Below are 26,603 nucleotides of genomic sequence, written 5' to 3'. Positions count from 1 at the left end.
CCCATGAATATAAAAAATGAACAAAAACTAAAAAAAGACGATCCACACTACCAACGCGAAAAAGATAAATACGACAACCCAGTAGCTAGCAGAGAATATTTATTGCAGGTACTGGAAAGAGAAAAAACTCCCCTTACCTTTCTTGAAATTTGCCAATTTGTTAACGCCGACGATGAAGATAATCGGGTAGGTATTCAGCGCCGTCTCAGAGCGATGGAGCGTGAAGGTCAAATTGTTTTCAACCGTCAGAAAAAATACGGTCTTGCCGAGAAAATGGAACTTATAAAAGGCCGAGTTATTGGACATCGTGACGGCTTCGGTTTTCTTAAGCGCGATGATGGAGAAAAAGACTTATTTATCCATCAGGCTCAAATGCAAGCATTGTTACATGACGACGTTGTGCTAGCCAAAGAGAGTGGAACGGACAATCGTGGCAAACGCGAAGCGCGTATTGCGCGAGTCATTGAGCCTCGTAGTGAACCTATTGTCGGCCGCTATTTTGTCGAACATGGTGTGAGTTTGGTGATCCCCGACGACAGTCGTATTTGTCATGAAATTATGATCCCTTCGGAAAGTGTCAATGGTGCTCGACAAGGCCATGTTGTGGTGGTTGAAATCGTGCAACGTCCCAGAAAACGGGTCAATCCCATCGGCAAGATTAAAGAAGTTCTTGGCGAACATATGGCCCCTGGGATGGAAATCGAAATGGCATTACGCACTTTCGACATTCCCCATGATTGGCCAAAAGGCGTTAACAAGCAGGTTAGTCATCTCACTGATCAAGTGCCAGAGGAGGCAAAGCAAGGTCGGATAGACTTACGACAACTGCCTTTGGTCACCATAGATGGTGAAGATGCAAGAGATTTTGATGATGCTGTGTTTTGCGAGCCTTTGGATGAAGGAGGCTGGACGCTGTGGGTAGCGATCGCCGATGTGAGCTATTATGTGCGGACTGGTACTGCTCTAGATCAGGAAGCCCAAGCGCGCGGCAACTCGGTGTATTTTCCTGAACAGGTTGTACCCATGCTGCCAGAGGTTTTGAGCAATGGGTTGTGCTCGCTAAACCCTGAAGTTGATAGGTTGTGCATGGTTTGTGAAATGACCGTAAGCGCCCGTGGGAAACTTCAAGACTATCATTTCTATGAAGCGGTGATGAACTCTAAAGCCCGGTTGACTTACACCAAAGTGGGCGAAATCCTAGATGGTGATCCACAACTTAACAAAAGATATGCAGAGCATGTTCCGCACTTGCGCAACCTGCATGACATGTATCGTGCATTAAAACGCAGCCGCAACAAACGTGGTGCGATTGAGTTTGAAACTCAAGAAAGTAAATTTGTGTTCAATGCCCAACGGAAAATTGACCATATTATTCCTGTTGTGCGCAATGACGCTCATAAACTTATCGAAGAGTGCATGATCCTGGCGAACGTGTCTGCTGCACAATTCCTGGAAAAAAATAACGCGCCAGCGTTGTACCGGATCCATGATGAACCCAATGAAGATCGTTTAACTAGCTTTACTTCTTACTTGAAAGAAGTAGGTATAGAACATCGAATTGGCAGCGAAGCAAAACCACAAGATTTCACCGATCTGGTCAGCAAAATTCAAGGCCGACCCGATCAGGAATTAATCCAAACCATGTTGCTGCGTTCCATGAAACAAGCGGTGTATGACAATGACAACATTGGTCACTTTGGCTTGGCATTAGAAGCGTACGCCCATTTTACCTCGCCTATTCGACGCTACCCTGATTTGGTTGTGCATCGCGCAATCAAAGCAGTCTTGAACAAACAGGCCAACAAAAAAAGTCAAACTGGCGGAAAATCATACTCTGCGGATGAAGTAGAAGCCTTGGGTGAACAATGTTCAATGACAGAACGCAGAGCTGACGACGCCACCCGTGATGTGGCAGATTGGCTTAAATGCGAATTTATGCTTGACCATGTAGGTGATGTATTTGACGGCGTGATTGCGTCGGTAACAGGTTTTGGTTTTTTTGTCAGATTAAGTGAGTTTCATATCGACGGATTGGTGCATATTTCATCGCTGGAAAATGATTATTATCACTTTGATGAAGTTAAACAGTGCCTGGTGGGTGAAGCTATGGGTAAACGTTACCGTTTAGGAGATGCCCTGCAAGTCAAAGTGGCAGCTGTTAACCTGGATGAACGTAAAATCGATTTCATTTTGGATGAGCCAATGATTACCCGTGGCAAAAAACAACAGGCCAAGAAAAAAAGCGCCGCTAAACCTCGAACGTCGACCGAAGGAGCGGCTGCGAAAAAGAAGCAACCTAGTAAAACCGTAAAAAAAGACGATCAGAAGCGCACAGGCGTTAAACCGTCAAGTAAAGCCCGTCGCTCGACCAAGCGCAGTTCGAAAAGGAAATAATATCTATGGCTCAGAATGAGTGGTTGTATGGCATACATGCGTTAGAAGCAGTCGTTAACAGAGAGCCCGAGCGCCTCATTGAATTGTTTGTTTTAAAAGGGCGAGATGATCAACGCCTGACAAATATAATTAATCAAGCCAGACGATTTGGCATCGCCGTGCAGTTTTGCCACCGAAAAGTGCTTGACGATAAAGTAAATGGCGAGCAACACCAAGGTGTTGTTGCTAGAGCTAAACCTGGCCGTCAATACAGTGAAAACGATTTGGATGAGATTGTGAAGGCCAATGAGACACCGTTTTTACTTGTGTTAGACGGTGTAACTGACCCACATAATCTTGGCGCATGTTTGCGTACCGCTGAAGCGGCAGGTGTTCACGCGGTTGTAGTGCCAAAAGACAAGTCTGCAGCATTGACGCCAACAGTCAGAAAAGTCGCAAGTGGTGCGGCAGACGTAATTCCCCTTGTGCAGGTAACAAATTTGGCCCGCACCCTACGTGACTTACAGCAAGCGGGTGTTTGGATCATTGGTACTGCTGGTGAAGCAAAACAAAGCTTATATGAATGTAAAATGACTGGGCCAATAGCATTGGTTATGGGGGCCGAAGGTAAAGGTATGCGTCGATTAACCCGTGAACACTGTGATGATTTGATTAAGCTCCCCATGGCCGGTACCGTCACCAGTTTGAATGTCTCGGTAGCAACCGGCGTGTGTCTGTTTGAAATCGTCAGGCAAAGGCAAAACTAGAGGGTTGATTTGGCTATTTTCTCCTGATTAAAAGCGCCGGCATAAAGCCGGCGCTTTTGACTCATTTCTTTAATTAAAACTTCGTACAGGCCTCTCCAAAAGTGGCAATGGTAATACAAGCTCTAGGGATGGGGTCGAATTGCAGCGAACCTCGAAGCGCTTCGTAACCATCAAATTCAGCAGTCACTACACCATGTATACCAGTGATATCCAAAGTGGCCTCAATCTTCCCTTCAAAATCATAGTCGATTACTGGGATGTGTTTGAATGGCAATTTCGCCACCTCAAGCGCAGTAATGGCAACCCCTTTTGCTACAATGACCGCCGCCACTTTCGGGTCTAGATCAACTGGGGCAACTTCAGTTAATTCTTCTAATCCGCGCAGAGACAGTTTGGCACCTTCTAAAGCTAATTTAGCTGCAACGATGGTTGCTTTAAATACGCCTATGGCGGCATAGTGTTTGGCTATGACTGCGCTGCGCCAAGCTTTTTCAGCTTTATAAGCTGCCCAGCGTCCGGCTTTTTGATACCACTTCGCTTTTTTGTACCATCTATATTTGCTAGAAATCCGTGATTTTTGATAGCTAATACCTTTGTATTCTTTTGCTACCAGGGCATTCAAACGGTTAACTTCATTTTGTGCGAAGGTTACAGCAGCTTGGGCTTTTTGTAGCGCTGTGGCATGTTTAGCGCGACGTTCAATGACCTCTTGACGTAACCTGTCTATTTCAATGCTCAATCGGTTGACTTCGGCTTGCGCTTTGGTCAAGGCTTCAGTGGCGTTTTTCATTGCGCCGGTAATGTCGCCAAGCCCAAGTGAGATGGTGGCATAGCCTGTTAAGGCTGGTCCACGGTTAGTGATCGAACCTAACATTGCCATCTCAGTCAGCGGTGTAACAAAAATGCCGTTGATAAACATACCTTCACGTGAAATAGCGATACTGACTTCATCTAGGCCAACGCCAAAGACATCCGCTTTACCCGCAAGTTTGAGGCTAAATTCGTCAGGGTTGATAAAAGGAATATCGACTTCAACAGAAATTGCTCCACCAAATGCAATATCTGGATGAATTTGACTCTCAGTAATACCATTTAGGCTGAATCCGGTGGGGCTAAGCTGTGCTTTTCCTTGAACACTTTGCAGGTTGTTTAAAGGTACACCAATCAAATCACCAATTAACTTGGCCCCAAGACTGAAGCTTCCTTCTAATGAAATATTTGTATCCACTAGATTGTTATCAATGTAACCAGCTGCAAGGACTTGGCCTTCAGGGGTTATCGGAAGAAGCTTTTCAAAAAGTCCTGTGTCAGGCTGCATGACGCCACTGATAAATGCCATTTGCCGGTCGTGGACTATTTGGAATGTGGATGAGGCACTGCCTAAATAGAGAGAAAAATCAACCGGTTCTGGCAATGCTGGAATTGTGAAGGCAAGGTCTCCATTGCCACCCATGGTAAAGCCTTGTTCACCAATATAAGTAACAACTTCACCATCAAGTACCAAAGTACCGTCCATAGTGATAGCACCTTTCATGTAAAGGTTGCCGCTAAAATGACGTGAGTCATGGGGAACACCGTATGTATTCTGCGCTTCATAAGGCAACCAACCATTTTTTGAAAAAGCGAACGCATCGATGCCCAATTCAAATTTACGGCGTTTTTTGTTGTCTTTAGGTTGAGCAGCTGGGTCGAGGTCGCGAGCACGGGCAGGATCACTAACGTCTTTGCCCTGAGCTATTTCATTTTTGTTGAAATAGTCACCATCATTTTTATCAGCGCCATCACGCACAAAATCTCCGGCAGCATCTTGTTGATAGAAACTCACAGTCATATGACCATTTTTATCAAAATCTTGTTTGACCATTGAACCTGTTGCCGGGTCATAGAGGAACTTGCTGACCAAGTTGCCTTGGTTATCGTGGTACTCGGTAATTTCGCGTTTTATCGAACCATCTGCATTTCTTTCGTCTTGATTTACCACACGATAGCCTGACATCCGTGTTCTTGCGCTATCATTCACATCAATGCCGTTATCGAGTTCAAGCAAGTTGAAGTGATCACCATCTTGCTTATCGGCACCCTCGCGGACAAAGTCGCCAACATCGTCTCGTTGGTAAAAACTCACCGTAACTTGACCATCTGCTGCAATATCGTGTTTGACCAGTGCTCCAGTATGGGGATCGCGTATGAATTTATTCACCAACCGTCCCGAATCATCATAATACTCTGTGATTTCTGAAGTAACATCGCCATGCTCATCGATCACTTGGCTGTTGATAGCCAAATAGGTTTTTTCAGGTGCAAGCTTACTTGGTTCATCTTTGTTTAAATTTTCCAATTTGATAGAAAAATCCTGACCGGTGAATAAGTAAGGGTCATGCACATCAAGGGCAAAGCTCACACTTTTTTGACCCGGAATTGAAATCGCAAATGACGATTTGTCGCTCATTCCCAATTTGAACATTTTGTTTAAATCAAGAGATAGGCCACCCGTGCTGGTATGAAAAACTAGATATGGTTGAGTGGATTGACGCTGGCTGCCGTCGAGTGCAACAGCATTGTTCAATGGGATCATGCCATCAAATAAGTCTTCCACAGTTTGTTGTTGAAACAAACCGACCACGGCCATAGGAGGCTCAGCATCCAGGCTTAAGTTATCTAGAATAGACCACTCGTCAAGTGGCATTTTTGCTAAACCATAAAACTCCATTAATTGTCCGGTATTTGGGTCCGTTTCCATTACCAACTGTGTGTCACCAAGCGGTAAATCTATTCCTTGTGCAATTAAGCGCACGTCACCAACAATTTCGATTCGACCTGGACTCTGGGAGTCGTTAACATTTCCTGCTCCTGCAATCAGTTGCAAAGCGGGGGATAAGTTGACTGTGCATTGTGTTGCGTCGCAATCAAATGCAGATGCGTTTGCCAACGTTGAAAAAGCTTGGAGACTTAAGCTGGCTGCGATTACGGCTGCTGAGCTAACCTTCGTCCATTTATTAAAAAAGTTCATCGTATTTCTCCATTTTTCAGGCAGTTCAGCCCGCCCTTATTAACGTCAGCGAAAAACTACGAAAGAACCCGTCAAAATAATTGAATATTTTTTAATCAGGTCCTAGCATGGTATGAGTAGCTTTAAGGAATCTCGATGCCAAATACCGCCGACGTCACGCAGCTTTTAAATCACATAGGAGACGATAAAAACGCCGTAAGCAAGGCCATTGCACCTATTGTATTTAGCGAGTTACATCGCCTTGCTAAACGCTATATGCAAAACGAAAAAGCCGGCCATACCCTTCAAGCAACGTGTTTGGTAAATGAAGCATTTATAAATTTGGTTGATAAGGATGTTAGTTGGCAAAACCGTGATCATTTTTTTGCTATTGCAGCTAAACAAATGCGTCGGATTTTAGTCGATCACGCGCGACAAAAAATGACCCAAAAGAGAGGAGACAATGCCGTTTCCTCCACTTACACCGAGTCTCTGTTTGCGCAGAATGTCGATCCATCTGAAGAGCTGGTGTTAATCGACCAATTGCTTGACCGCTTGGCGAAAAAAGACCAACAGAATGCAGAAATTTTTGAACTCAAATATTTCGCGGGTTTGACGTTGTCTGAGATAGCGCTCCTCAAAGGACTTTCACTTTCAACAGTCGAACGTGAAATGCGTTTTTCCAAGGCCTGGTTAGCCAAGCAATTAGGCGTAAAATAAATGGCCGACGACAATTGGCATCAAGCTAAATTACTTTTCGAACAAGCGTTAAGTCAACCAGTCGAACAGCGTCTGAATTTTATTAGCAGTGCCTGTAACGACGATAAAGCCTTGTACCAAACCGTATGTTCAATGTTGGAAGCGCAAAGTGATGTTGATGATCTTGGTTTGTCTCAGCTTATGGCTGAGCAAACTTCAGATGTTGTGTCGAGTTTGTTTGAGCTTGAAATTGGCAGTTTGATAGGTCATTTCCAAGTGACAGAAAAAATAGCGGAAGGAGGAATGGGCAGTGTTTACTTGGGTAAACGAGTAGACAATAGCTATGAACAAAATGTCGCGATTAAGCTATTACATGCAAGACTTTTTTCTAATCAAGCAATTGAGCGTTTCCAGCGAGAACGCCAAATTCTGGCAGACTTGGATCACCAAAATATTGCACGGCTACTAGATGGAGGTACAACAAACCAGGGTATCCCTTTTTTAGTGATGGAATACATTGATGGGAAGCCACTTACTACATGTATTGAAAATGATGAGCAAAATTTCCAACAGCTATTAAGTATATTTTTACAAGTATGCGATGCGGTAGAATATGCCCACCAAAACTTAGTGATTCATCAAGATATTAAAGCAGAAAACATCATGGTCACCGCTGAAGGTAGGGTCAAATTGTTGGATTTTGGGATAGCGACCATTGACGACAATGATGAATCGTTAGACAAACAGAAGACCACGCAGGCGATGACGCCTGAAAGTGCCAGCCCTGAACAGGTTGCTAAGCAAAATATCACTACGTCCACGGATATTTATTCATTGGGAGTATTGTTGTTTAAATTGTTAACCGGAAAATCACCCTACCAAGGGCACTTTGAAAATATTGAAACCTTAAGTCGAGCAATTCAAACCTTACGGCCAAAATTGATGAGTGAGGTAGTGGAAAGCGCTAAAGTGAAAAGCTTGCTCAAGGGTGATTTAGATGCAATCGCTCAGATGGCATTGGAAAAGGAACCAGCACGGCGTTACCCCTCAGCTTCGGCACTTGCAGATGATATTCGTAACTATTTTAGAAAGCTGCCGGTTAAAGCACGACCACAAACGTCAATTTATCAAATCAGTAAATTGGCGACACGCTTTCCAAAAACGTTATCATTTGGTGGCGCTGCATTTGTGGCGTTTGTGGCAACTGTATTGTTTTACACCTTTGAAGTATCGAAACAGCGAGACCTTGCCCAACAGCGATTACAAACTGCACAGCAAGTCAGCGACTTCTTGGTAGATGTATTTAGTATCTCCGACCCCATCGAATCGCTCGGAAATCGAGTCACCGCAAGGCAAGTACTCGACCAGGGAGCAATTCGAATTAATGCGACCCTGAGTAGCCAACCGGATATTCAACATGAACTAAATCATACTATCGGTAGAGTTTATCTAAGTTTAGGTATCGTTAGCCAAGCACAGACTATTTTAAGTAAAGAACAAAACTACAGGGAGCAACGGGTTAGCGAAAATCCTCAGGCACTGGTAAGGAATTATAAAGAACTTGCGAAGTTGTATTTTTTACAAGGGGAATACAATCAGTACGATGCAATTTTGCAAAAGGCACTGCAGATCCAACAAGAGGTGATGGGACCTGACTCCCTGGAAACTGCAGAGATTTTGTTAGCCATGTCGAAATCGGCTGAAGAACGAGGGCATTTGCAGCAAGCACGTTCCTTGCACGATAAAGGACTGTCTATTCAGCGACAGCATTTAAAAGAAGATTCCAAACAAATTATTGATACCTTAATCGCACAAAACCTATTGCTTGCCTCTGAAGGAAATTACACGGGGGCTATTCAAGGTGCTCAGAGAGTGCACCAGCTAATATTGAAGACCTATGGAGAATTGCACCCCGTCACCGCTCAGAGTTACAGCGACTGGGGATATTTTGTTGATCAAATTGGTGAATTTGAAACGGCCAAAGATTTGTTACTTAGAGCCTTGGAAATTGACAGGCAAATTTATCCTGAAAGTCACCCGGTGATAGCAGGCGATTTACTCGACCTGGGGTCGACAATGAGTTTTATCGACGAACAACAGGGGATTGATTATTTACAACAAGTTATCGATATGGGTCGCGAGTCAATGGGAGAGATTCATCCAGCCATTGGCATAGCACACAATGATATCGCGGCAATTTACGCGCAACAAAAACAAGTTAAAAAGTCGGAATTTCATTATCTAGAGGCGCTACGAATAAATAATCAAATTTTTGATGAAGTGAATCCGGAAATCGCCACCAATCATAGCAATTTAGGCGTGTTGTACTTGCGCAATGGGCGACTTGCGGAGTCTGAGTATCATTTGTTCAAAGCCAAGGCGTTACGAGAACAATTGTTTGACGGCGCTCATCCGCACTTGGCAGCGAGCTTAAGCGTGATTGGGAGCTTTTATTTTGACTCCAAAAAGTTTCCGGATGCTCTAGACTATTTTCAGCAATCTCTAGAAATGAAAAGACAATTCTACCCAGACGCAACCTCAATGATTATTACCGCGAGGGCCCGTGTTGTGAAAACACTTATGACCCTAAATGATTATGAGAAAGCGCACGCAATACTAAATATTATGCACGAGGATATGCAAAACAATAATCATGCCACATCATTTGAAAATGGCTACGTGGCCAAGACATTCAAAGACTTCCTGATGCGTCTTAACGACTGTAATAGAGTAGTGTCAAATTATACCAACTGGCAAAAAACCATTGTGTTGGCTAACCCAGATGAGCTCTTAGAGTTAGAACAACACCTAAGCTCTTGTAAAACATCAAATGTAGTGAGTTAAATGTAAGTAATTACCTGATTTCGATCGTTTTTCTTTGCTCGATACAGCGCAAAATCTGCTCGCTTTAACGTATCAGATATAGAGTCATCCCGTTTGAACTCAGTGACACCGATGCTGACCGACAGTTCGATCTTTTTGTTTTCATATATGAAAGGTGTATTGAAAATACTCGTTCTGAGTTTTTCAAGGATCTCTACTGCTTTGTCTAGATGAGTTTCACTAAACAAAATACAAAATTCTTCACCGCCAATTCGACCGACTGAATCGTCGCGTCTAATTCCCTTTTTAAGCAAATCACTAATTTGTATTATTGCCATGTCACCAGCGTCATGACCAAAGTCATCATTAATTTTTTTGAAAAAGTCGACATCAACAATACACACTACCGATGACTTGGCTGCTTTGGCTAAGTGCCCTTTTTCGCTCTCCAATACCGAGGTGAATGCCCGTCTATTCAGTAAACCGCTTAAAGGATCTCTTTGTGCCTGCCATTGCGCCTTTTTTAAGGCAAGCTCTTTTTGGTTCTGCAGTTCACTAAATTTGGCTAAAACTTCATTATAATAACTGGCAAAACTGTGGCTTGATGATTGGGAATCAACAGCCGCTTTTGTTGCGAAGTCACCACTTTTTATTTGCTCAGACATATGTTTTATCAATTCGAGCTGGGTTTCAACTACGCCATGTTCATATACATTCAAGCCTACAAGTTCAGCTTCTTCACTTACCCGCAACCTGAAAAAACGATTGGTAATCTTAAGGATCGAATAAGCGCAAATAAATACGAATCCACCCACTACCATAATGCCAATAAGTTGGATTGATAGGGCATCAATACGGCTTTGGTTAGGCAATAATTCAACATAAAAGCCAGCCACTAAAGTTCCCCATATCCCTCCTGCTAGATGCACAGGAATGGCACCAATGGCATCATCGATTTTGAACTTATTTAGTATGCATTGTGAAAGTCCAGGCAGTAAACCCGCTACCAAGCCAATAAAAAGTGCATGATGCAGTGCGATAATATCTGCAGCTCCTGTCACCGAAACCAGCCCTGCCAAACCCCCATTCATCACCAGCATCACACGTGCTTTCTTGAAGACAACATGAGAATAAACCAAGGCTGAAAAAATGCCACTGACACCACCTATCATGGTGATCAATAGTATCAAGGGGGTTTTGGCGTCCATTTGCAAGCTACTGCCGCCATTAAACCCTAACCATCCAATCCAAAGCAAAAACACACCCAGGGAAGACAGTGGTAACGAGGAAGGCTCAATTTTATTTGTTTTTGGGCCAAACCTGCCTAGTCGTGGCCCGATTACCAGCACGGCGGCCAGTGCAATCCAGCCTCCAACCGAATGCACAACTGTTGCTCCAGCAAAATCATGAAACCCCAACCTTGCTAACCAACCAATGTTTGCATCTTTGGACAATAGACCTCCCCAAATCCAATTCCCAACTACAGGATAGATGAGCGAAGCAACGACAGCAGCCAGGAATAAATAACCATTAAATTTCATTCGCTCAGCGACAGCACCTGACACAATGGTAATTGCGGTGGCGCAAAACATTGCCTGATATAAAAACACGACATAATAATGAGAATTGGTTTGTTGCTCAAAAATGGAGATGGTTAGGATACTTTGCCATTGGCCTTCGAACATGAGACCAAAACCTAGGATTGCAAAAATTAAAAAACTAATGCACAAATCGGCAAAGTTTTTCATTACAACGTTAACATTGTTCTTAGCTCTTACAGCTCCAGCTTCTAAACAACTGAATCCAGCTTGCATAAAAACCAGCAGACACGTACAAAACAATACCCATATCGTGTCAATGGGTTGAAATTCTGCCAAGAAAATTATCCTTATTGGTCAAGTTGTTAAACAAATAACTAATGTTGAGGGGCATTAGATAGGTTATTTAAAACAGTCCTTTTTAAGTTAGCAGGTTTATTTATCTATACAATGTATCGAATGTGTTAGCTTTTTGTTAATTAGAATATTAATCTTGAGTAACTTGAACCCTTATTACGAATATTTACATACCTTCTACAGGTTTATTATTCATTCGTTTAAAACATGTTAGGTAGCCAAATGACAATAAAAACACCTCTGGAAATGCTCTACGAGCAAATAGAAAATCGCCCTGATCAATTGTTTTTGAACCAACCTGTAAACGGGCAGGTTAAACAGTTCACTTGGAAGGATTTTGATCTTCAGGTGAGAAAAGTCGCACAAGGATTAAAAAATTTAGATTTACCAGAGGGCAGCCATATTGCGCTAATTTCTAAAAACTGCGCGGAATGGTTTATCACCGATTTAGCCATAATGCTTGCGGGACACATATCGGTTCCAATTTTTCCAACGGCGGGCCCAGATACAATAAAATATGTTTTGGATCACGCAAAATGCCCGGTCATATTTGTTGGCAAATTAGAAAATGCAGCTGAACAAATCAAGGCGGTGCCAGAAGAGGTTAAAAGCATAGGCTTCCCTTATGAAGGGGTTAAATGCGATATAGACTGGCAGTCGTTTACTGATGTCGAACCTTTTGAAGGAAAACGTGTACCGGCAATGGATGAAGTAATGACTATCATCTACACCTCAGGTAGCACCGGCAATCCAAAAGGTGTTGTACATACTTATGAGGCAATAAGTTGGACGGGGAATAGCTCGCTTGATGCATTGACCGTCGATGATAATGACCGAATTTTGAGCTATTTACCATTGTCGCATATAACTGAACGTATTCTTGTTGAGATGGCAAGTTTGTATTCAGGTATGCAAATATTTTTCATCGAATCATTGGATACCTTTAAAACAGATATACAACGAGCGCAGCCTACGCTCTTTATCTCTGTTCCGAGATTGTGGACGCGTTTCCAGATGGGGGTTCTGTCCCAGATGCCTCAGAAGAAACTCGATTTCATGCTAAAAATTCCAATTTTTGGCGGAATCGTCGCGAAAAAGATTCGAAATGGATTAGGATTAAATAACGCGCGCTTATGGGCGAGTGGGTCTGCTCCCATATCCCCTGCAACAATCAAGTGGTTCAGCAAAATCGGTATCAACATTTCTGAAGGGTGGGGGATGACCGAAAACTGTGCCTATGGCACAAGTAGCGTGCCTTTTAGAATGGACAAAGTGGGATGCATTGGTAAAGCCTATGAAGGAGTCGATGTGCGTATTTCTGATGAAGGCGAAATTCAAGTCAAAGGCCCTTGTAATATGAAGGAATATTATCTTGAGCCAGAGAAAACCGCAGAAGTGTTTACCGACGATGGTTATCTACGTACTGGTGATAAAGGCGAAATTGATGGCGACGGATATGTGCGTATTACTGGTCGATTAAAAGACATTTTTAAAACAGCAAAAGGAAAATACGTTACGCCTGTACCGATTGAATCAAGTCTGATGGAAAACTCTAACATTGAACAAGTGTGCGTGACCGGCAGCAGTTTGAAACAACCGATTGCGATGTTGGTTTTGTCTGAAGATGCTAAAAAACTCGATAAAGAGACTGTCACAGAATCGTTGACCACAACATTAAACGACGTGAATGCCAAATTGGAAAGTCACCAAGTCCTAGACCGTCTTATTGTGGTAAAAGAAGAATGGACGATTGAAAACGACATGTTGACGCCAACATTGAAGATAAAACGCCATGTGTTAGAGAAAAAATACCACGACGTCATTAATTCATCTTACAAAGACAAGGTAGTTTGGTTATGATACGCGCCTGAAAGCGACTGTTGCGGGTTTTTTTGTAAAGATTTTACAAAGGTTTGAACTTTTATTTAGTGTATGAATCGTAACTTCGTTATAGAATCCCCCGCAATTTGATTTTGCGCTTGTTATGAAAGGAAAGTGTTTTAATGCGAAGTAAAGTTAGTATAGCCCTGATGGGTGCAGTTTTAGCCACAGGGTTAACCGCCTGCAGCAGCTCAGACGATGATAACCAACAATTTTCAAATGCCGGTTTCATTCAGTTTTATAATGGATCATCAAACAGCGCAGTCACCACGATTCGTGGAACAGAGCAGACCCGTATTTTGGGTTCATCTTCATATGGAGATGCAACCACTCTATTTCAGGTAGACGGTGGATTCACCGAAATCGAGTTTTTCAGGACTGATTCGGATGACGAAGAAATTATTTTAGAAACTCGTGAAATCGATATTCCTACTGGTCAAAAAACGCTAGTGATGTTGACAGGAGACTTCGGTAACCCGACATTCAATGAATATCGTTTTAACCGCGAAGAACTTGAAGATCACTTCAGATTGTTTGCTGTGTCTGTCACAGACGACCAGAGCAGCTATGACTTGTATATGAGTGATTCGGGTGCACCTTTCACCGCTGCAAATTTGTTAGGAACGATCAACTACGAAAGTTTCGAAGAGCAAACTTTCTGGGCCCCTGACTCAGATAGCGAAGATTTCGACGAAGGCAGCTACACAATTTATCTTACTGAACCGGGTTCTCAAGAAGTCATTTTTGAGAGTAATACGGTTTCTTTCCAATTCGCCACTGAGTACGTGCTAGTTATTCGCGGAAGTAGTGGAGCCATTCAGTCAGGCATTGAAGTAGACCTGATTCTGAATTCATCTACGGTTGGTAACTTGGATGATATCGATGCAAGTTCGCAATATCGTCTGTATAACAGCCTAGATAATGACGCAGTAAGCATCGCCCTTGACGGAACAGATGTTGTGACGCCTGCTGTCGAGTTGGCAGCAAATACACTTTCTGGTTTTACAGAGGTAGAATTTGGGGACTATCGTTTGTCGGCGAACTCTACAACGAACGCCGAACTGACTTTCAACAATCGCCTTGTAACGCTAAATCAAGGGGAAAGCAAAGCCATTGTCATTTATCAGGATGAAAATGATGCGTTAACATCTTTGTCATTTGATGAAAGCACGCAACCACAAGTATTCGATAAACAAGTGGTCGCGGCAAACCTGGTCTCTGATTTTACAGATGTAGATTTATATTTTGTTCGTAAAGATGAAACGATTGAATCAGCGCAGTTCTTGATTGCAAGTATCGATTTCGGTGAAGCGAAAACGGTAACCTTACCAAGCGATTTTTATGAGCTAGTGGCCGTTTTCGATGATAACGAAGATACGCAGGTGTTGTTGGACAGAACCGAACTGCTTGGTTTGAATGAAGAAGCCAACTATATCATCATGATCGAAGAATCTTTAGATTCGCCAACGGGATACAAAATCTCTTTATTGTTCTAATCAATAGATTGTTGATGTAAATTTAGATGGCTCCTTAGGGAGTCGTCTTGCTTTTGGGGCGGGGTAAATTGATGCTCAACTTTAACTCTCTGTTTGCCCTTTTGATCTAAGATTTACACCCTATATTCTAATTAACAAATTAGAATCACGATTACTGTCATTTTTTTTCAATTTGCGCTACCGCAGTACATTCTTTTCTGTTATCATTTCGCGCCCTTTTTATCGGGGTATGTATAAAAAGTCAGCAAGTATTCGGTTTTTAAATCGATTTCGGGTTGTCTTTTTGCAGCTTAAACGACTCGGGAGAGTCTTAATTTAACAGCGGAGCACTAACATGATCCAAATGCAAACTAACCTGGATGTAGCCGACAATTCCGGCGCTCGCAGGGTTCAGTGTATTAAGGTTCTTGGTGGCTCGCATCGCCGTTATGCACATATCGGTGACATCATCAAAGTTACTGTCAAGGAAGCAATTCCTCGTGGCAAAGTAAAAAAAGGTGACGTTCTGAATGCAGTGGTGGTGCGTACTAGGAAAGGCGTTCGTCGAGCTGATGGTTCTACTATCCGTTTTGATAACAACGCAGCTGTTTTGCTTAATGCAAACAAGCAACCTATTGGTACGCGTATCTTTGGCCCGGTCACTCGTGAACTTCGTGGAGATTCCTTCATGAAGATCATTTCATTGGCCCCAGAGGTACTATAAGGAGTCACGATAATGGCTAGAAAAATTCGTCGTGATGATGAAGTAGTCGTATTAGCAGGCAAAGACAAAGGAAAACAAGGCAAAGTCCTTAAAGTACTAGCGTCTGAAGACAAGCTAATCATAGAAGGTGTGAATCTGGTTAAGAAACACCAGAAGCCTAATCCTCAATTGAATGTCCCTGGTGGCATCATTGAAAAGGAAGCAGCAATTCACGTATCAAATGTAGCGATTGTTAACCCGGCTACGGGCAAAGCAGATCGCGTTGGTTTCCGTTTAGAAGAAGAAAAGAAAGTGCGTTTCTTCAAGTCTAACGGCGAACTTGTTTAATTAATTGGAGTGTACGATGGCGAAACTGCATGATTTCTATAAAGAAACAGTAGTGGGAGAACTTGCGAAGCAGTTCAACTACAAAAGCGTCATGCAAGTCCCTCGGATCGAAAAAATCACCTTGAACATGGGTCTTGGTGAAGCGATTGCGGACAAAAAAGTTTTAGAGAGCGCGCAGGCTGATATGGCTGCTATTGCTGGTCAAAAACCAATTGTTACTGTTGCTCGTAAATCCGTTGCGGGTTTTAAAATCCGTGAAGGTTATCCGATTGGCTGTAAAGTAACCTTACGTGGCGAACGTATGTGGGAATTCTTGGAGCGTTTGATTTCAATCGCAATTCCTCGTATCCGTGACTTCCGTGGCTTGAATGCAAAATCATTCGACGGCCGTGGTAACTACAGCATGGGTGTTCGTGAACAAATTATCTTCCCTGAGATCGACTTTGATAAAGTTGATAAAATTCGCGGTATGGATATCACTATCACTACTAGCGCAAACTCAGACGATGAAGCTAAAGCGTTGTTATCAGCGTTTAACTTCCCGTTCAGAAAATAAGGTGTAGGGTTATGGCAAAAGAATCAATGAAAGCGCGCGAAGTAAAACGCGCCAAGCTAGCAGCAAAGTACGGTACTAAACGTGCTGCGCTAAAAGCGATTATCAGCGATGTTAACGTTTCTGAAGAAGAGCGTTGGGATGCTGTGCTTAAGCTACAACAACTTCCACGTGACTCAAGTCTCTCTCGTAAGCAAAATCGCTGTCGAGTGACTGGACGTCCACATGGGTTCCTACGCAAATTTGGTCTAAGCCGTATTAAGCTTCGCGAAGCAGCGATGCGCGGTGAAGTCCCTGGCCTTAAAAAAGCCAGCTGGTAAGGAGTAGCATAAAATGAGCATGCAAGATCCTATCGCGGATATGTTTACCCGCATACGTAACGGCCAATTGGCTAGCAAAGTTAGTGTGACTATGCCTTCTTCAAAACTTCGCGTTTCTATAGCAAAAGTTTTGAAAGATGAAGGTTACATTGCAGACTTCGCAGTCTCTGGTGACGTTAAGCCTGTTATCGAAGTAGCACTTAAGTACTTCGAAGGCAAAAAAGTAATTGAGAGCATTGAACGAGTCAGCCGTCCTGGTTTGCGCATCTACAAGAAAAAAGATGAGCTTCCTAAAGTGATGGGTGGTTTGGGCATTGCTATCGTGTCTACCTCAAAAGGTGTGATGACTGACCGTGCAGCGCGTAAAGCGGGCATGGGTGGTGAGATCATCGGTTATGTAGCATAACGGGAGATAGAAAATGTCACGTATAGCAAAAGCTCCTGTTGATATCGCGTCTGGTGTAGAAGTATCTATCGCTGGTCAAGAGATCACAGTTAAAGGAAAAAACGGTACCCTAACTCGCGTATTTAATGATGCGGTTGAAGTTGTACAAGAAGAGAATCAATTGAAAGCACTTCCTCGTGAAGGTGTTGCTAACAATTGGGCTCAAGCTGGTACAGCTCGCTCAATCTTGAACGCAATGGTTCTAGGTGTATCACAAGGGTTTGAAAAGAAACTACAACTTAATGGTGTTGGTTATCGTGCTCAAGCACAAGGTAGCAAACTAAACCTAACGTTGGGCTTCTCTCACCCTGTCGTTTATGAAATGCCTGCTGGTATTTCAGTTGAGACTCCTACACAAACTGAAATCGTCGTCAAAGGCGCCGATAAGCAGCAAGTAGGTCAGGTTGCAGCTAACATCCGTGGATACCGTCCACCAGAGCCTTATAAAGGTAAAGGTGTTCGTTACGCTGATGAAGTTGTGCGTCGTAAAGAAGCTAAGAAAAAGTAGGTAGGTGATACGATGGATAAGAAATCAGCTCGCTTGCGCCGCGCTACCCGCGCACGCAAAAAAATTAGTGAACTGGCCGCGCATCGCTTAGTTATTAACCGCACACCACGTCACATTTACGCGCAGTTAATCGCGCCAAATGGTTCTGAAGTGTTGGCGGCAGCGTCTACAGTTGAAGCAGATCTTCGCAAAGCCGTTAAATCAACGGGCAATGCAGAAGCTGCAGCAGCAGTAGGAAAAGCGATTGCAGAACGAGCTATCGAAAAAGGAATCAAAGAGATTGCTTTCGATCGCAGCGGTTTCAAATATCACGGTCGAGTTAAAGCATTGGCTGATGCTGCTCGTGAAGCAGGCCTTCAGTTCTAGGAGTTAGTTATGGCTAAAGTAGAAGTTCAACAACAGGGTGACCTGTTAGAAAAACTAATCGCTGTAAACCGTGTATCAAAAGTAGTTAAAGGTGGTCGTATCTTTAGCTTTACTGCTTTGACAGTAGTTGGTGACGGAAATGGTCGTGTTGGTTTTGGTTACGGTAAGGCGCGTGAAGTTCCTGCTGCTATCCAAAAGGCTATGGAAAAGGCACGTCGCAATCTTGTGAACGTTGACCTTAACGGCAACACGCTACAGCATCCGATTAAAGGACGTCACTCGGGCTCTAAAGTCTACATGCAACCAGCATCAGAAGGTACTGGTATCATTGCCGGTGGTGCAATGCGTGCAGTACTTGAAGTTGCGGGTGTACAAAACGTACTTTCAAAATGCTACGGCTCAACAAACCCAATCAACGTTGTTCGCGCAACAATCAACGCTTTAGTAGAGATGAACTCTCCTGAAGGGATTGCCGCTAAACGTGGATTGCCTGTTGATCAAATTTTGGGGTAAATGAACATGGCAACGATTAAAGTAAAGCAAACTAAAAGCTCTATTGGTCGTCTTCCTAAGCACAAAGCTACGCTTACTGGTTTAGGTCTACGTCGCATCGGTCATGTTCGTGAGTTGGAAGACACCCCAGCAGTACGTGGCATGATCAACCGTGTATTTTACATGGTTGAAGTAGTGGAGGAGTAATTGATGAGACTTAATACACTTGCTCCTGCACCTGGAGCTAAAAATTCTGGTAAGCGCGTAGGTCGCGGTATCGGTTCTGGTCTTGGTAAAACTGGTGGCCGCGGTCACAAAGGTCAAAAGAGTCGCTCTGGCGGTTCTGTTAAGCCTGGTTTTGAAGGCGGACAAATGCCAATCCAACGCCGTCTACCTAAGTTCGGTTTCACATCTCGTGTATCTATGGTTTCTGACCAGGTTACATTGGCTGAAATCGCTAAAGTAGAAGGTGATGTGGTTTCACTTGAGACGTTAAAAGCAGCAGGTCTTGTCAAAAAAGAAATGCTACACGTTAAAGTCATGAAAAGTGGTGAAATCTCACGTGCAGTTACTGTAAAAGGTTTAAAGGTATCTAAAGGCGCACTTGAAGCAATTCAAGCAGCTGGCGGAAAAGTAGAGGAATAAGCTAGATGGCAAAACCAGGACAGGACTCAAGCGCCAAAGGCGGCTTGAGCGAGCTTAAATCAAGACTGTTGTTCGTACTAGGTGCGATCATTGTATTTAGACTCGGTTCATATGTACCTATTCCTGGTATTGATGCCAATGTGCTCGCTCAATTATTTGAGCAGCAAAAGGGCACCATCGTGGAAATGTTTAATATGTTTTCAGGTGGTGCGCTTGAGCGCGCATCGGTTCTTGCCCTAGGTATTATGCCGTACATTTCAGCGTCAATTATTATGCAGTTGCTCACAGTTGTGCATCCGCCAATGATTGAACTGAAAAAAGAAGGCGAAGCGGGACGTCGTAAAATCAGCCAATACACACGTTATTTCACGTTGGTATTAGCCACTTTCCAAGCAATTGGAATCGCGACTAATTTACCTAACCTTATCTCAGGTTTGGTAATTGCACCAGGCTTCGGTTTTTACTTTACTGCGGTAGTCAGTTTGGTCACCGGTACCATGTTCTTGATGTGGTTGGGTGAGCAGATTACCGAAAGAGGTATCGGTAACGGTATCTCCATATTGATCTTTACTGGTATTGTTGCCGGTTTGCCAACAGCGATTGGGCAAACTGCGGAACAAGCCAGACAGGGTGATTTAAATATACTATTGCTATTGTTGATTGCGGTTATCATTGTCGCCATCACATACTTTGTAGTGTTTGTTGAGCGTGGCCAACGTCGTATCGTCGTTAACTACGCAAAGAAACAGCAGGGCCGCAAGGTGTTTGCAGCGCAAAGCACACATTTACCGTTAAAGGTAAACATGGCGGGTGTTATTCCACCAATCTTTGCATCTAGTATTATTTTATTCCCTGGAACCATCGCAAGTTGGTTTGGTCAAAATGAGTCATTTTCTTGGTTGCAAGATGTGGCTTTGATGTTGTCCCCAGGACAGCCTTTGTATGTGATGTTGTACGCTGCGGCGATCATCTTCTTCTGTTTCTTCTATACAGCGTTGGTATTTAACCCACGTGAAACGGCAGATAACTTGAAGAAGTCTGGTGCGTTTGTTCCAGGTATTCGTCCTGGTGAGCAAACCTCACGTTACATCGATAAAGTAATGACACGCCTTACTTTGGCAGGCGCACTTTACATAACCTTTATTTGTTTGGTGCCTGAGTTTATGTTGATCGCCTGGAACGTTCAGTTCTACTTTGGCGGTACATCACTACTTATTATTGTAGTGGTCATCATGGACTTTATGGCGCAGGTGCAGACTCATTTGATGTCACATCAATATGAATCTGTTCTTAAGAAAGCGAATCTTAAAGGCTACGGCCGGTAAGATAAGCGTTTACGGAGTGGTGATATGAAAGTTCGTGCATCCGTTAAAAAGATTTGCCGTAGCTGCAAAATCGTTAAACGCAATGGCGTAGTACGAGTAATTTGTAGCAATGACCCTAAGCATAAGCAAAGGCAAGGCTAATCAAAGTGGTATTTGGGTGAAATCGGTCATACTACCGACTCACCCAAGCTTAATTTGCAATTTGGTCATCGGGTAAGTATCCTATCGGGCTTTTTAGGCTGATGACATTAATTTAAGAGGAGTGCTGTTAATGGCCCGTATCGCTGGCATTAACATCCCTGAACACAAGCACGCTGTGATTGCTATCCAATCAATCTATGGCGTAGGCGCGACACGTGCGAAAAGCATTTGTGCCGCTGCTGGTGTTACAGAGTCAACCAAGATTAAAGATCTTGATGAAACAACGATTGATAAGCTTCGTGACGAAGTCGCGAAATTCATGGTAGAGGGTGACCTTCGCCGTGAAGTATCAATGAACATCAAACGTTTGATGGACCTAGGTTGCTTCCGTGGTATTCGCCACCGTCGTAGCTTACCTCTACGTGGTCAGCGCACTAAAACTAATGCGCGTACCCGTAAAGGTCCTCGTAAGCCAATTAAAAAGTAAGCGAGGTTAGTTATGGCTAAAGCACCTACAAAGAGCACGCGTAAGCGCGCTAAACGTCAAGTTGCAGACGGTATGGCTCATATCCATGCGTCTTTCAACAACACAATTGTGACTATTACTGACCGTCAAGGTAATGCCTTGGCTTGGGCAACGTCAGGTGGTTCTGGTTTCCGTGGTTCACGTAAATCTACCCCTTTTGCTGCACAGGTTGCTGCTGAGCGCGCAGGCGTTGCTGCTCAGGATTACGGTTTGAAAAACTTAGAAGTATTCGTTAAAGGTCCAGGTCCAGGTCGTGAGTCTGCGATCCGTGCTTTGAATGCTACTGGTTACAAAATCACAAACATTACCGATGTGACACCTATTCCTCACAACGGTTGTCGTCCACCGAAAAAACGTCGCGTTTAATCGACGGACAGTTGGAGAAAGATCATGGCTAGATATTTGGGTCCAAAACTCAAACTTAGTCGTCGCGAAGGAACAGATTTGTTCCTTAAAAGTGGCGTTCGAGCAATTGACTCGAAATGTAAAATAGATACTGCTCCTGGTCAGCATGGTGCCCGTCGTGGCCGTTTGTCTGATTACGGTGTGCAGTTACGTGAAAAGCAAAAAGTACGTCGTATGTATGGCGTATTGGAAAAGCAGTTCCGTAATTACTATAAAGAAGCAGCGCGTCTTAAAGGCAACACAGGTGAAAACCTGCTTCAGCTTTTAGAGCAGCGTCTTGACAATGTTGTTTACCGCATGGGTTTTGCAAGCACACGTGCTGAAGCACGCCAGCTTGTAAGCCATAAAGCAATCATGGTTAACGGTAAGGTAGTAAACATACCTTCTTATAACGTTTCTGCTGAAGACGTTGTTTCCGTTCGTGAAAAGTCTAAGAAGCAAGCGCGTATCGTTGCGGCTTTAGAATTGGCGGACCAACGTGAAAAACCAACTTGGATTGAAGTAGACAGCAAGAAGATGGAAGGTGTGTTTAAACGCATTCCTGAAAGAACTGACTTGTCTGCTGAAATTAACGAACAGTTGATCGTCGAACTTTACTCTAAGTAAAGCATAATCAAGAGAGGAAACAATGCCGGGTTCTGTAACTGAATTCCTAAAACCAAGGTTAGTGGAAATAGAAAACTTATCACCAACACGCGCTAAGGTCACACTTGAACCATTAGAGCGTGGTTTTGGTCATACTCTTGGTAATGCGCTTCGTCGCATCCTTTTGTCATCTATGCCAGGTTGCGCAGTGACAGAAGTAGAAATCGATGGTGTATTACACGAGTACAGCACCAAAGAAGGTGTACAAGAAGATGTCATCGAGATCTTGTTGAACCTTAAAGGTTTAGCTGTGAAAATCGAAGGCAAAACTGAAGCTACCCTTACTTTAGTTAAGTCTGGTGCGGGCCCTGTTACTGCTGGTGACATCCAGCATGATGGTGATGTGGAAATCGTCAACCCTGACCACGTGATTTGTACGCTTACTGGCGACGCCGAGTTAAGCATGCGCATCAAAGTGGAAATGGGCCGTGGATACGTTCCTGCATCGACACGCCGTTCCTCCGAAGAAGATGATCGACCAATCGGTCGTTTGTTAGTGGATGCTTCCTACAGTCCGGTAGAACGTATTGCTTACAATGTTGAGTCTGCACGTGTTGAACAACGTACAGACCTTGACAAATTGATCATCGACATGGAAACCAATGGAACTTTGGATCCCGAAGAAGCAATCCGTCGTTCAGCTACAGTTTTAGCTGAGCAATTAGACGCATTTGTTGAACTTCGTGATATCTCTGAGCCAGTGGCTAAAGAAGAGAAGCCGGAATTTGATCCGATTCTTCTTCGTCCAGTTGACGATTTAGAGCTAACCGTACGTTCTGCTAACTGCTTGAAAGCAGAAGCTATCCAGTACATTGGTGACCTGGTGCAACGCACCGAAGTTGAGCTTCTTAAGACGCCTAACTTGGGTAAAAAATCTCTTACTGAGATTAAAGATGTGTTGGCATCACGTGGTCTTTCTCTGGGAATGCGCCTTGAAAATTGGCCACCAGAGAGTATCGCAGAAAAAGATTAATCAGGTCGCAAGATAAACTGATTTGTAAAGAAGGATAGAGCTATGCGCCATCGTAACAGTGGTCGTCAGTTAAATCGTAACAGCAGTCATCGCCAAGCTATGTTTAAAAACATGGCGGGATCTTTGGTAAAGCATGAAGTGATTAAAACAACTTTGCCAAAAGCGAAAGAATTGCGTCGCGTAATCGAGCCTCTTATCACACTTGCTAAGCAAGACAGTGTCGCTAATCGTCGTTTGGCGATGGCTCGCACTGGTGATAAAGAAGTAGTAGGTAAATTATTCAACGAACTTGGTCCGCGCTATGAAGCTCGCCCAGGCGGTTACATCCGTATTCTAAAATGTGGATTCCGCACAGGTGACAATGCGCCAATGGCTTATGTTGAACTAGTTGACCGTCCTGTTGTAGAAGACGTTGAAGAAACGGAAGAAGCAACAGAGGAGTAAGACTCCAAAAATAGAAAAGCCGAGCAACTGCTCGGCTTTTTTGTATCTGATGTTAGGTCTTATGTCATTTCTTAAGTGAAGGAGATAATCGCGTATCGTTTCTCGATAGTAGTAAAGTCTACTGGCTTTCTACAAATGCTAAATGTTCTTCGCTGGCCCCTGCATTTTTAGCATATTTGGCTAATTCATCCGGTGAAACACCTGCATTGATAGCGGTAGCCATAATTCTTCGCATGCTTTCTTGTTCGCCTATAGATTCTCGTAGCGCCGTTGTAACGACTTGCTCAGCTTCATCAGGAAAAGAAGCCAATAATGCGTCGACCACATATTCGCCTACAAAAGGTACGGCACTCACAGCAGTTTTGATGATCTCAACCATTTCATTAGGGTGTGATCTAGAGAGGGTCTGAACGATGTTGTCCGCAGAATCAGGTTCTGTTTCAACTGCAATTCTCACTATATCGTCGAGCTCTTCAGGTGTGGAATAAGCTGCAGCGCGTACAACAAAGTCAACATAACTAGGCTCAGCATTTATTGCGGTTTCAACAATGCTTGAACAACTACTAATTCCTTTTTCTAGAGCGAGGGTCACGACTTCGCCTGTTAACGCAGGTTCTGCTGATATGGCCGCATGTATAATCTCTTTATACTTTTCAGGATATAAATCTAACGCAGTATCGACAACAGTAATCGCTTCGCGTGGGTAATGACTAATAATACTTTTTATAGCACGGCCAATAGACATAGATTGACTGACCTGCTTTTGGACAAAAGCTGCCGTTAATTGTGTTTCTTTCTTTTTATCATCGCCATTTACATTGATGGCATAAGCTTGATGGCAAAAAGCACCAATAGTGATTGCGACACAAATAAACTTCTTCATTACGGATACCTAAATAAACATCTATTTACAACTTCTCAGACATCCGTATCAGACAAGAGTTTAAAAGTAACAGCAAATTTACAAAATTAACACCAAATTCACCGAGAGTTTAAAAAATAAACTCGATTGGAAGAGATTAGACTAAATTTGATTTTTTTTCGGTATGAGGGTTGACCTATAGTTATAAATCACTAAAATGCGCCCAGCTTTTCGGAGTCACCTGCTTCAAAATGGGCAACTTTGAAAAGAATGGATGATAATTTGAAAAACTTAAATTAATAGGTTGACAACATCCAAGGGGCGTGTAGAATTCGCGTCCCGCTTGAGAGAGGCTCGGTCCACTCGAAGAGCGAAACGTTCTTTAACAATTTGCAACAAGACAATCTGTGTGGGCACTCATTATAAGAGTGCTTACCAAAAAAGTTCATATTTCGAAAGTTTAATTGAAGAGTTTGATCATGGCTCAGATTGAACGCTGGCGGCAGGCCTAACACATGCAAGTCGAACGGTAACATTTCTAGCTTGCTAGAAGATGACGAGTGGCGGACGGGTGAGTAATACTTGGGAATGTGCCTTTGCGAGGGGGATAACTATTGGAAACGATAGCTAATACCGCATGATGTTTACGGACCAAAGGGGGGACTTGTTCCTCCCGCGCAAAGAGCAGCCCAAGCGAGATTAGCTAGTTGGTGGGGTAAAGGCCCACCAAGGCGACGATCTCTAGCTGTTCTGAGAGGAAGATCAGCCACACTGGGACTGAGACACGGCCCAGACTCCTACGGGAGGCAGCAGTGGGGAATATTGCACAATGGGGGAAACCCTGATGCAGCCATGCCGCGTGTGTGAAGAAGGCCTTCGGGTTGTAAAGCACTTTCAGTTGTGAGGAAAGGGTGCTGGTTAATACCCAGTATCTGTGACGTTAGCAACAGAAGAAGCACCGGCTAACTCCGTGCCAGCAGCCGCGGTAATACGGAGGGTGCGAGCGTTAATCGGAATTACTGGGCGTAAAGCGCACGCAGGCGGTTATATAAGCTAGATGTGAAAGCCCCGGGCTCAACCTGGGAATAGCATTTAGAACTGTATGACTAGAGTCTTGGAGAGGGGAGTGGAATTCCAGGTGTAGCGGTGAAATGCGTAGATATCTGGAGGAACATCAGTGGCGAAGGCGACTCCCTGGCCAAAGACTGACGCTCATGTGCGAAAGTGTGGGTAGCGAACAGGATTAGATACCCTGGTAGTCCACACCGTAAACGCTGTCTACTAGCTGTTTGTGTATTATATACGTGAGTAGCGAAGCTAACGCGCTAAGTAGACCGCCTGGGGAGTACGGCCGCAAGGTTAAAACTCAAATGAATTGACGGGGGCCCGCACAAGCGGTGGAGCATGTGGTTTAATTCGATGCAACGCGAAGAACCTTACCTACTCTTGACATCCAGAAAATTTGGCAGAGATGCCTCAGTGCCTTCGGGAATTCTGAGACAGGTGCTGCATGGCTGTCGTCAGCTCGTGTCGTGAGATGTTGGGTTAAGTCCCGCAACGAGCGCAACCCTTGTCCTTAGTTGCCAGCATTTAGTTGGGCACTCTAAGGAGACTGCCGGTGACAAACCGGAGGAAGGTGGGGACGACGTCAAGTCATCATGGCCCTTACGAGTAGGGCTACACACGTGCTACAATGGCGAGTACAGAGGGAAGCGAGACAGTGATGTGGAGCGGACCCCTTAAAGCTCGTCGTAGTCCGGATTGGAGTCTGCAACTCGACTCCATGAAGTCGGAATCGCTAGTAATCGCAGGTCAGCATACTGCGGTGAATACGTTCCCGGGCCTTGTACACACCGCCCGTCACACCATGGGAGTGGGATGCAAAAGAAGTGGATAGTCTAACCTTCGGGGGGACGTTCACCACTTTGTGTTTCATGACTGGGGTGAAGTCGTAACAAGGTAACCCTAGGGGAACCTGGGGTTGGATCACCTCCTTACAC

26 protein-coding genes and 1 rRNA gene are annotated in these 26,603 nt (G+C 43.9%); 24 read left to right on the top strand and 3 right to left on the bottom strand.

The annotated features are described in order from the left end of the window. The first annotated feature begins 3 nt into the window (after positions 1 to 3). Together rnr and rlmB are read left to right on the top strand one after the other, a co-directional pair. Complete coding sequence (gene rnr, locus FM019_RS07585; protein WP_143835328.1) at positions 4 to 2,394, top strand: ribonuclease R; 2,391 nt, start codon at positions 4 to 6, stop codon at positions 2,392 to 2,394. 5 nt (positions 2,395 to 2,399) lie between these two features. Further along, positions 2,400 to 3,140 (top strand): 23S rRNA (guanosine(2251)-2'-O)-methyltransferase RlmB, encoded by a 741-nt coding sequence (rlmB, locus tag FM019_RS07580; protein WP_143835327.1) that lies wholly within the window; start codon positions 2,400 to 2,402, stop codon positions 3,138 to 3,140. Positions 3,141 to 3,213: 73 nt separating this feature from the next. Here rlmB and FM019_RS07575 read toward each other — a convergent pair whose 3' ends face one another. Then, positions 3,214 to 6,150, bottom strand: a complete 2,937-nt coding sequence (locus FM019_RS07575) for a hypothetical protein (protein WP_143835326.1) — start codon at positions 6,148 to 6,150, stop codon at positions 3,214 to 3,216. Between the two features lie 135 nt (positions 6,151 to 6,285). On the opposite strand from FM019_RS07575, the gene FM019_RS07570 reads away from it, so the two are divergent. Both FM019_RS07570 and FM019_RS07565 read left to right on the top strand, forming a co-directional pair. Then, positions 6,286 to 6,849 (top strand): ECF-type sigma factor, encoded by a 564-nt coding sequence (locus FM019_RS07570; RefSeq protein ID WP_143835325.1) that lies wholly within the window; start codon positions 6,286 to 6,288, stop codon positions 6,847 to 6,849. Beyond that, positions 6,850 to 9,672: a serine/threonine-protein kinase gene (locus tag FM019_RS07565; RefSeq protein ID WP_143835324.1), complete on the top strand. Its 2,823-nt coding sequence runs from the start codon at positions 6,850 to 6,852 to the stop codon at positions 9,670 to 9,672. Here FM019_RS07565 and amt read toward each other — a convergent pair. After that, positions 9,669 to 11,528: an ammonium transporter gene (amt, locus tag FM019_RS07560; protein ID WP_143835323.1), complete on the bottom strand. Its 1,860-nt coding sequence runs from the start codon at positions 11,526 to 11,528 to the stop codon at positions 9,669 to 9,671. The genes FM019_RS07565 and amt overlap by 4 nt on opposite strands. 240 nt (positions 11,529 to 11,768) lie before the next feature. Here amt and FM019_RS07555 point away from each other — a divergent pair, with 240 nt between their 5' ends. The 19 genes from FM019_RS07555 (at position 11,769) to rplQ (ending at position 23,741) form a co-directional block, all read left to right on the top strand. Next, positions 11,769 to 13,406, top strand: coding sequence for an AMP-binding protein (locus FM019_RS07555; RefSeq protein WP_143835322.1), 1,638 nt, complete (start codon positions 11,769 to 11,771; stop codon positions 13,404 to 13,406). 143 nt (positions 13,407 to 13,549) lie between these two features. Further along, positions 13,550 to 14,923 (top strand): DUF4397 domain-containing protein, encoded by a 1,374-nt coding sequence (locus tag FM019_RS07550; RefSeq protein WP_143835321.1) that lies wholly within the window; start codon positions 13,550 to 13,552, stop codon positions 14,921 to 14,923. A 334-nt stretch (positions 14,924 to 15,257) separates the two neighbouring features. Beyond that, entirely contained in the window at positions 15,258 to 15,626 is a 369-nt protein-coding gene (rplN, locus tag FM019_RS07545) for a 50S ribosomal protein L14 (RefSeq protein WP_008846203.1), read from the top strand. A 12-nt stretch (positions 15,627 to 15,638) separates the two neighbouring features. Then, positions 15,639 to 15,953 carry a 50S ribosomal protein L24 gene (gene rplX / locus FM019_RS07540; protein WP_143835320.1) on the top strand — a complete coding sequence of 105 codons (315 nt, stop codon included), beginning with the start codon at positions 15,639 to 15,641 and terminating at the stop codon, positions 15,951 to 15,953. 16 nt (positions 15,954 to 15,969) lie between these two features. Beyond that, positions 15,970 to 16,509, top strand: a complete 540-nt coding sequence (gene rplE, locus FM019_RS07535; protein WP_143835319.1) for a 50S ribosomal protein L5 — start codon at positions 15,970 to 15,972, stop codon at positions 16,507 to 16,509. Positions 16,510 to 16,520: 11 nt separating this feature from the next. Continuing rightward, positions 16,521 to 16,826 (top strand): 30S ribosomal protein S14, encoded by a 306-nt coding sequence (gene rpsN, locus FM019_RS07530; RefSeq protein ID WP_143835318.1) that lies wholly within the window; start codon positions 16,521 to 16,523, stop codon positions 16,824 to 16,826. A gap of 13 nt (positions 16,827 to 16,839) precedes the next feature. Then, positions 16,840 to 17,232 carry a 30S ribosomal protein S8 gene (gene rpsH / locus FM019_RS07525; protein WP_143835317.1) on the top strand — a complete coding sequence of 131 codons (393 nt, stop codon included), beginning with the start codon at positions 16,840 to 16,842 and terminating at the stop codon, positions 17,230 to 17,232. Positions 17,233 to 17,245: 13 nt separating this feature from the next. After that, positions 17,246 to 17,779: a 50S ribosomal protein L6 gene (gene rplF, locus FM019_RS07520; protein WP_143835316.1), complete on the top strand. Its 534-nt coding sequence runs from the start codon at positions 17,246 to 17,248 to the stop codon at positions 17,777 to 17,779. A 12-nt stretch (positions 17,780 to 17,791) separates the two neighbouring features. Then, positions 17,792 to 18,145 carry a 50S ribosomal protein L18 gene (gene rplR, locus FM019_RS07515; RefSeq protein ID WP_143835315.1) on the top strand — a complete coding sequence of 118 codons (354 nt, stop codon included), beginning with the start codon at positions 17,792 to 17,794 and terminating at the stop codon, positions 18,143 to 18,145. A gap of 9 nt (positions 18,146 to 18,154) precedes the next feature. Next, the gene (rpsE, locus tag FM019_RS07510) at positions 18,155 to 18,658 is read left to right on the top strand and encodes a 30S ribosomal protein S5 (RefSeq protein WP_143835314.1); all 504 of its coding nucleotides are present in this window, start codon (positions 18,155 to 18,157) and stop codon (positions 18,656 to 18,658) included. After that, positions 18,659 to 18,844, top strand: coding sequence for a 50S ribosomal protein L30 (gene rpmD / locus FM019_RS07505; RefSeq protein WP_409553367.1), 186 nt, complete (start codon positions 18,659 to 18,661; stop codon positions 18,842 to 18,844). Positions 18,845 to 18,847: 3 nt separating this feature from the next. After that, positions 18,848 to 19,282 (top strand): 50S ribosomal protein L15, encoded by a 435-nt coding sequence (gene rplO, locus FM019_RS07500; RefSeq protein WP_143835312.1) that lies wholly within the window; start codon positions 18,848 to 18,850, stop codon positions 19,280 to 19,282. 5 nt (positions 19,283 to 19,287) lie between these two features. Further along, a complete protein-coding gene (gene secY, locus FM019_RS07495; protein ID WP_143835311.1) occupies positions 19,288 to 20,607 on the top strand; it encodes a preprotein translocase subunit SecY in 1,320 nt (439 codons plus the stop codon). A gap of 24 nt (positions 20,608 to 20,631) precedes the next feature. Further along, on the top strand, positions 20,632 to 20,748 hold the full coding sequence (gene rpmJ, locus FM019_RS07490) for a 50S ribosomal protein L36 (RefSeq protein ID WP_143835310.1): 117 nt from the start codon (positions 20,632 to 20,634) through the stop codon (positions 20,746 to 20,748). Between the two features lie 130 nt (positions 20,749 to 20,878). Beyond that, entirely contained in the window at positions 20,879 to 21,235 is a 357-nt protein-coding gene (rpsM, locus tag FM019_RS07485) for a 30S ribosomal protein S13 (protein ID WP_143835309.1), read from the top strand. 12 nt (positions 21,236 to 21,247) lie between these two features. Beyond that, complete coding sequence (gene rpsK / locus FM019_RS07480; RefSeq protein ID WP_008846191.1) at positions 21,248 to 21,640, top strand: 30S ribosomal protein S11; 393 nt, start codon at positions 21,248 to 21,250, stop codon at positions 21,638 to 21,640. Positions 21,641 to 21,664: 24 nt separating this feature from the next. Next, complete coding sequence (rpsD, locus tag FM019_RS07475; protein ID WP_008846190.1) at positions 21,665 to 22,285, top strand: 30S ribosomal protein S4; 621 nt, start codon at positions 21,665 to 21,667, stop codon at positions 22,283 to 22,285. A gap of 22 nt (positions 22,286 to 22,307) precedes the next feature. Beyond that, entirely contained in the window at positions 22,308 to 23,297 is a 990-nt protein-coding gene (locus tag FM019_RS07470) for a DNA-directed RNA polymerase subunit alpha (RefSeq protein WP_143835308.1), read from the top strand. A 42-nt stretch (positions 23,298 to 23,339) separates the two neighbouring features. After that, positions 23,340 to 23,741: a 50S ribosomal protein L17 gene (rplQ, locus tag FM019_RS07465; RefSeq protein ID WP_143835307.1), complete on the top strand. Its 402-nt coding sequence runs from the start codon at positions 23,340 to 23,342 to the stop codon at positions 23,739 to 23,741. Between the two features lie 118 nt (positions 23,742 to 23,859). Here the strand turns inward: rplQ and FM019_RS07460 are convergent, their stop codons facing one another. After that, positions 23,860 to 24,624 carry a hypothetical protein gene (locus FM019_RS07460; protein WP_143835306.1) on the bottom strand — a complete coding sequence of 255 codons (765 nt, stop codon included), beginning with the start codon at positions 24,622 to 24,624 and terminating at the stop codon, positions 23,860 to 23,862. Between the two features lie 440 nt (positions 24,625 to 25,064). On the opposite strand from FM019_RS07460, the gene FM019_RS07455 reads away from it, so the two are divergent. Further along, positions 25,065 to 26,600 (top strand): 16S ribosomal RNA (locus FM019_RS07455). Positions 26,601 to 26,603 lie beyond the last annotated feature (3 nt).

The organism is Aliiglaciecola sp. M165, assembly GCF_007197995.1.
Lineage (GTDB): Bacteria > Pseudomonadota > Gammaproteobacteria > Enterobacterales > Alteromonadaceae > Aliiglaciecola.
The sequence above is the reverse complement of the archived record's forward strand: the minus strand, read 5'-3'. Positions and strand labels throughout refer to the sequence as shown.

Coding starts and splice junctions, on each gene's coding strand:
- rnr (WP_143835328.1), top strand. CDS start 4: ATGAATATAAAAAATGAACAAAAACTAAAAAAAGACGATCCACACTAC.
- rlmB (WP_143835327.1), top strand. CDS start 2,400: ATGGCTCAGAATGAGTGGTTGTATGGCATACATGCGTTAGAAGCAGTC.
- FM019_RS07575 (WP_143835326.1), bottom strand. CDS start 6,150: ATGAACTTTTTTAATAAATGGACGAAGGTTAGCTCAGCAGCCGTAATC.
- FM019_RS07570 (WP_143835325.1), top strand. CDS start 6,286: ATGCCAAATACCGCCGACGTCACGCAGCTTTTAAATCACATAGGAGAC.
- FM019_RS07565 (WP_143835324.1), top strand. CDS start 6,850: ATGGCCGACGACAATTGGCATCAAGCTAAATTACTTTTCGAACAAGCG.
- FM019_RS07555 (WP_143835322.1), top strand. CDS start 11,769: ATGACAATAAAAACACCTCTGGAAATGCTCTACGAGCAAATAGAAAAT.
- FM019_RS07550 (WP_143835321.1), top strand. CDS start 13,550: ATGCGAAGTAAAGTTAGTATAGCCCTGATGGGTGCAGTTTTAGCCACA.
- rplN (WP_008846203.1), top strand. CDS start 15,258: ATGATCCAAATGCAAACTAACCTGGATGTAGCCGACAATTCCGGCGCT.
- rplX (WP_143835320.1), top strand. CDS start 15,639: ATGGCTAGAAAAATTCGTCGTGATGATGAAGTAGTCGTATTAGCAGGC.
- rplE (WP_143835319.1), top strand. CDS start 15,970: ATGGCGAAACTGCATGATTTCTATAAAGAAACAGTAGTGGGAGAACTT.
- rpsN (WP_143835318.1), top strand. CDS start 16,521: ATGGCAAAAGAATCAATGAAAGCGCGCGAAGTAAAACGCGCCAAGCTA.
- rpsH (WP_143835317.1), top strand. CDS start 16,840: ATGAGCATGCAAGATCCTATCGCGGATATGTTTACCCGCATACGTAAC.
- rplF (WP_143835316.1), top strand. CDS start 17,246: ATGTCACGTATAGCAAAAGCTCCTGTTGATATCGCGTCTGGTGTAGAA.
- rplR (WP_143835315.1), top strand. CDS start 17,792: ATGGATAAGAAATCAGCTCGCTTGCGCCGCGCTACCCGCGCACGCAAA.
- rpsE (WP_143835314.1), top strand. CDS start 18,155: ATGGCTAAAGTAGAAGTTCAACAACAGGGTGACCTGTTAGAAAAACTA.
- rpmD (WP_409553367.1), top strand. CDS start 18,659: ATGAACATGGCAACGATTAAAGTAAAGCAAACTAAAAGCTCTATTGGT.
- rplO (WP_143835312.1), top strand. CDS start 18,848: ATGAGACTTAATACACTTGCTCCTGCACCTGGAGCTAAAAATTCTGGT.
- secY (WP_143835311.1), top strand. CDS start 19,288: ATGGCAAAACCAGGACAGGACTCAAGCGCCAAAGGCGGCTTGAGCGAG.
- rpmJ (WP_143835310.1), top strand. CDS start 20,632: ATGAAAGTTCGTGCATCCGTTAAAAAGATTTGCCGTAGCTGCAAAATC.
- rpsM (WP_143835309.1), top strand. CDS start 20,879: ATGGCCCGTATCGCTGGCATTAACATCCCTGAACACAAGCACGCTGTG.
- rpsK (WP_008846191.1), top strand. CDS start 21,248: ATGGCTAAAGCACCTACAAAGAGCACGCGTAAGCGCGCTAAACGTCAA.
- rpsD (WP_008846190.1), top strand. CDS start 21,665: ATGGCTAGATATTTGGGTCCAAAACTCAAACTTAGTCGTCGCGAAGGA.
- FM019_RS07470 (WP_143835308.1), top strand. CDS start 22,308: ATGCCGGGTTCTGTAACTGAATTCCTAAAACCAAGGTTAGTGGAAATA.
- rplQ (WP_143835307.1), top strand. CDS start 23,340: ATGCGCCATCGTAACAGTGGTCGTCAGTTAAATCGTAACAGCAGTCAT.
- FM019_RS07460 (WP_143835306.1), bottom strand. CDS start 24,624: ATGAAGAAGTTTATTTGTGTCGCAATCACTATTGGTGCTTTTTGCCAT.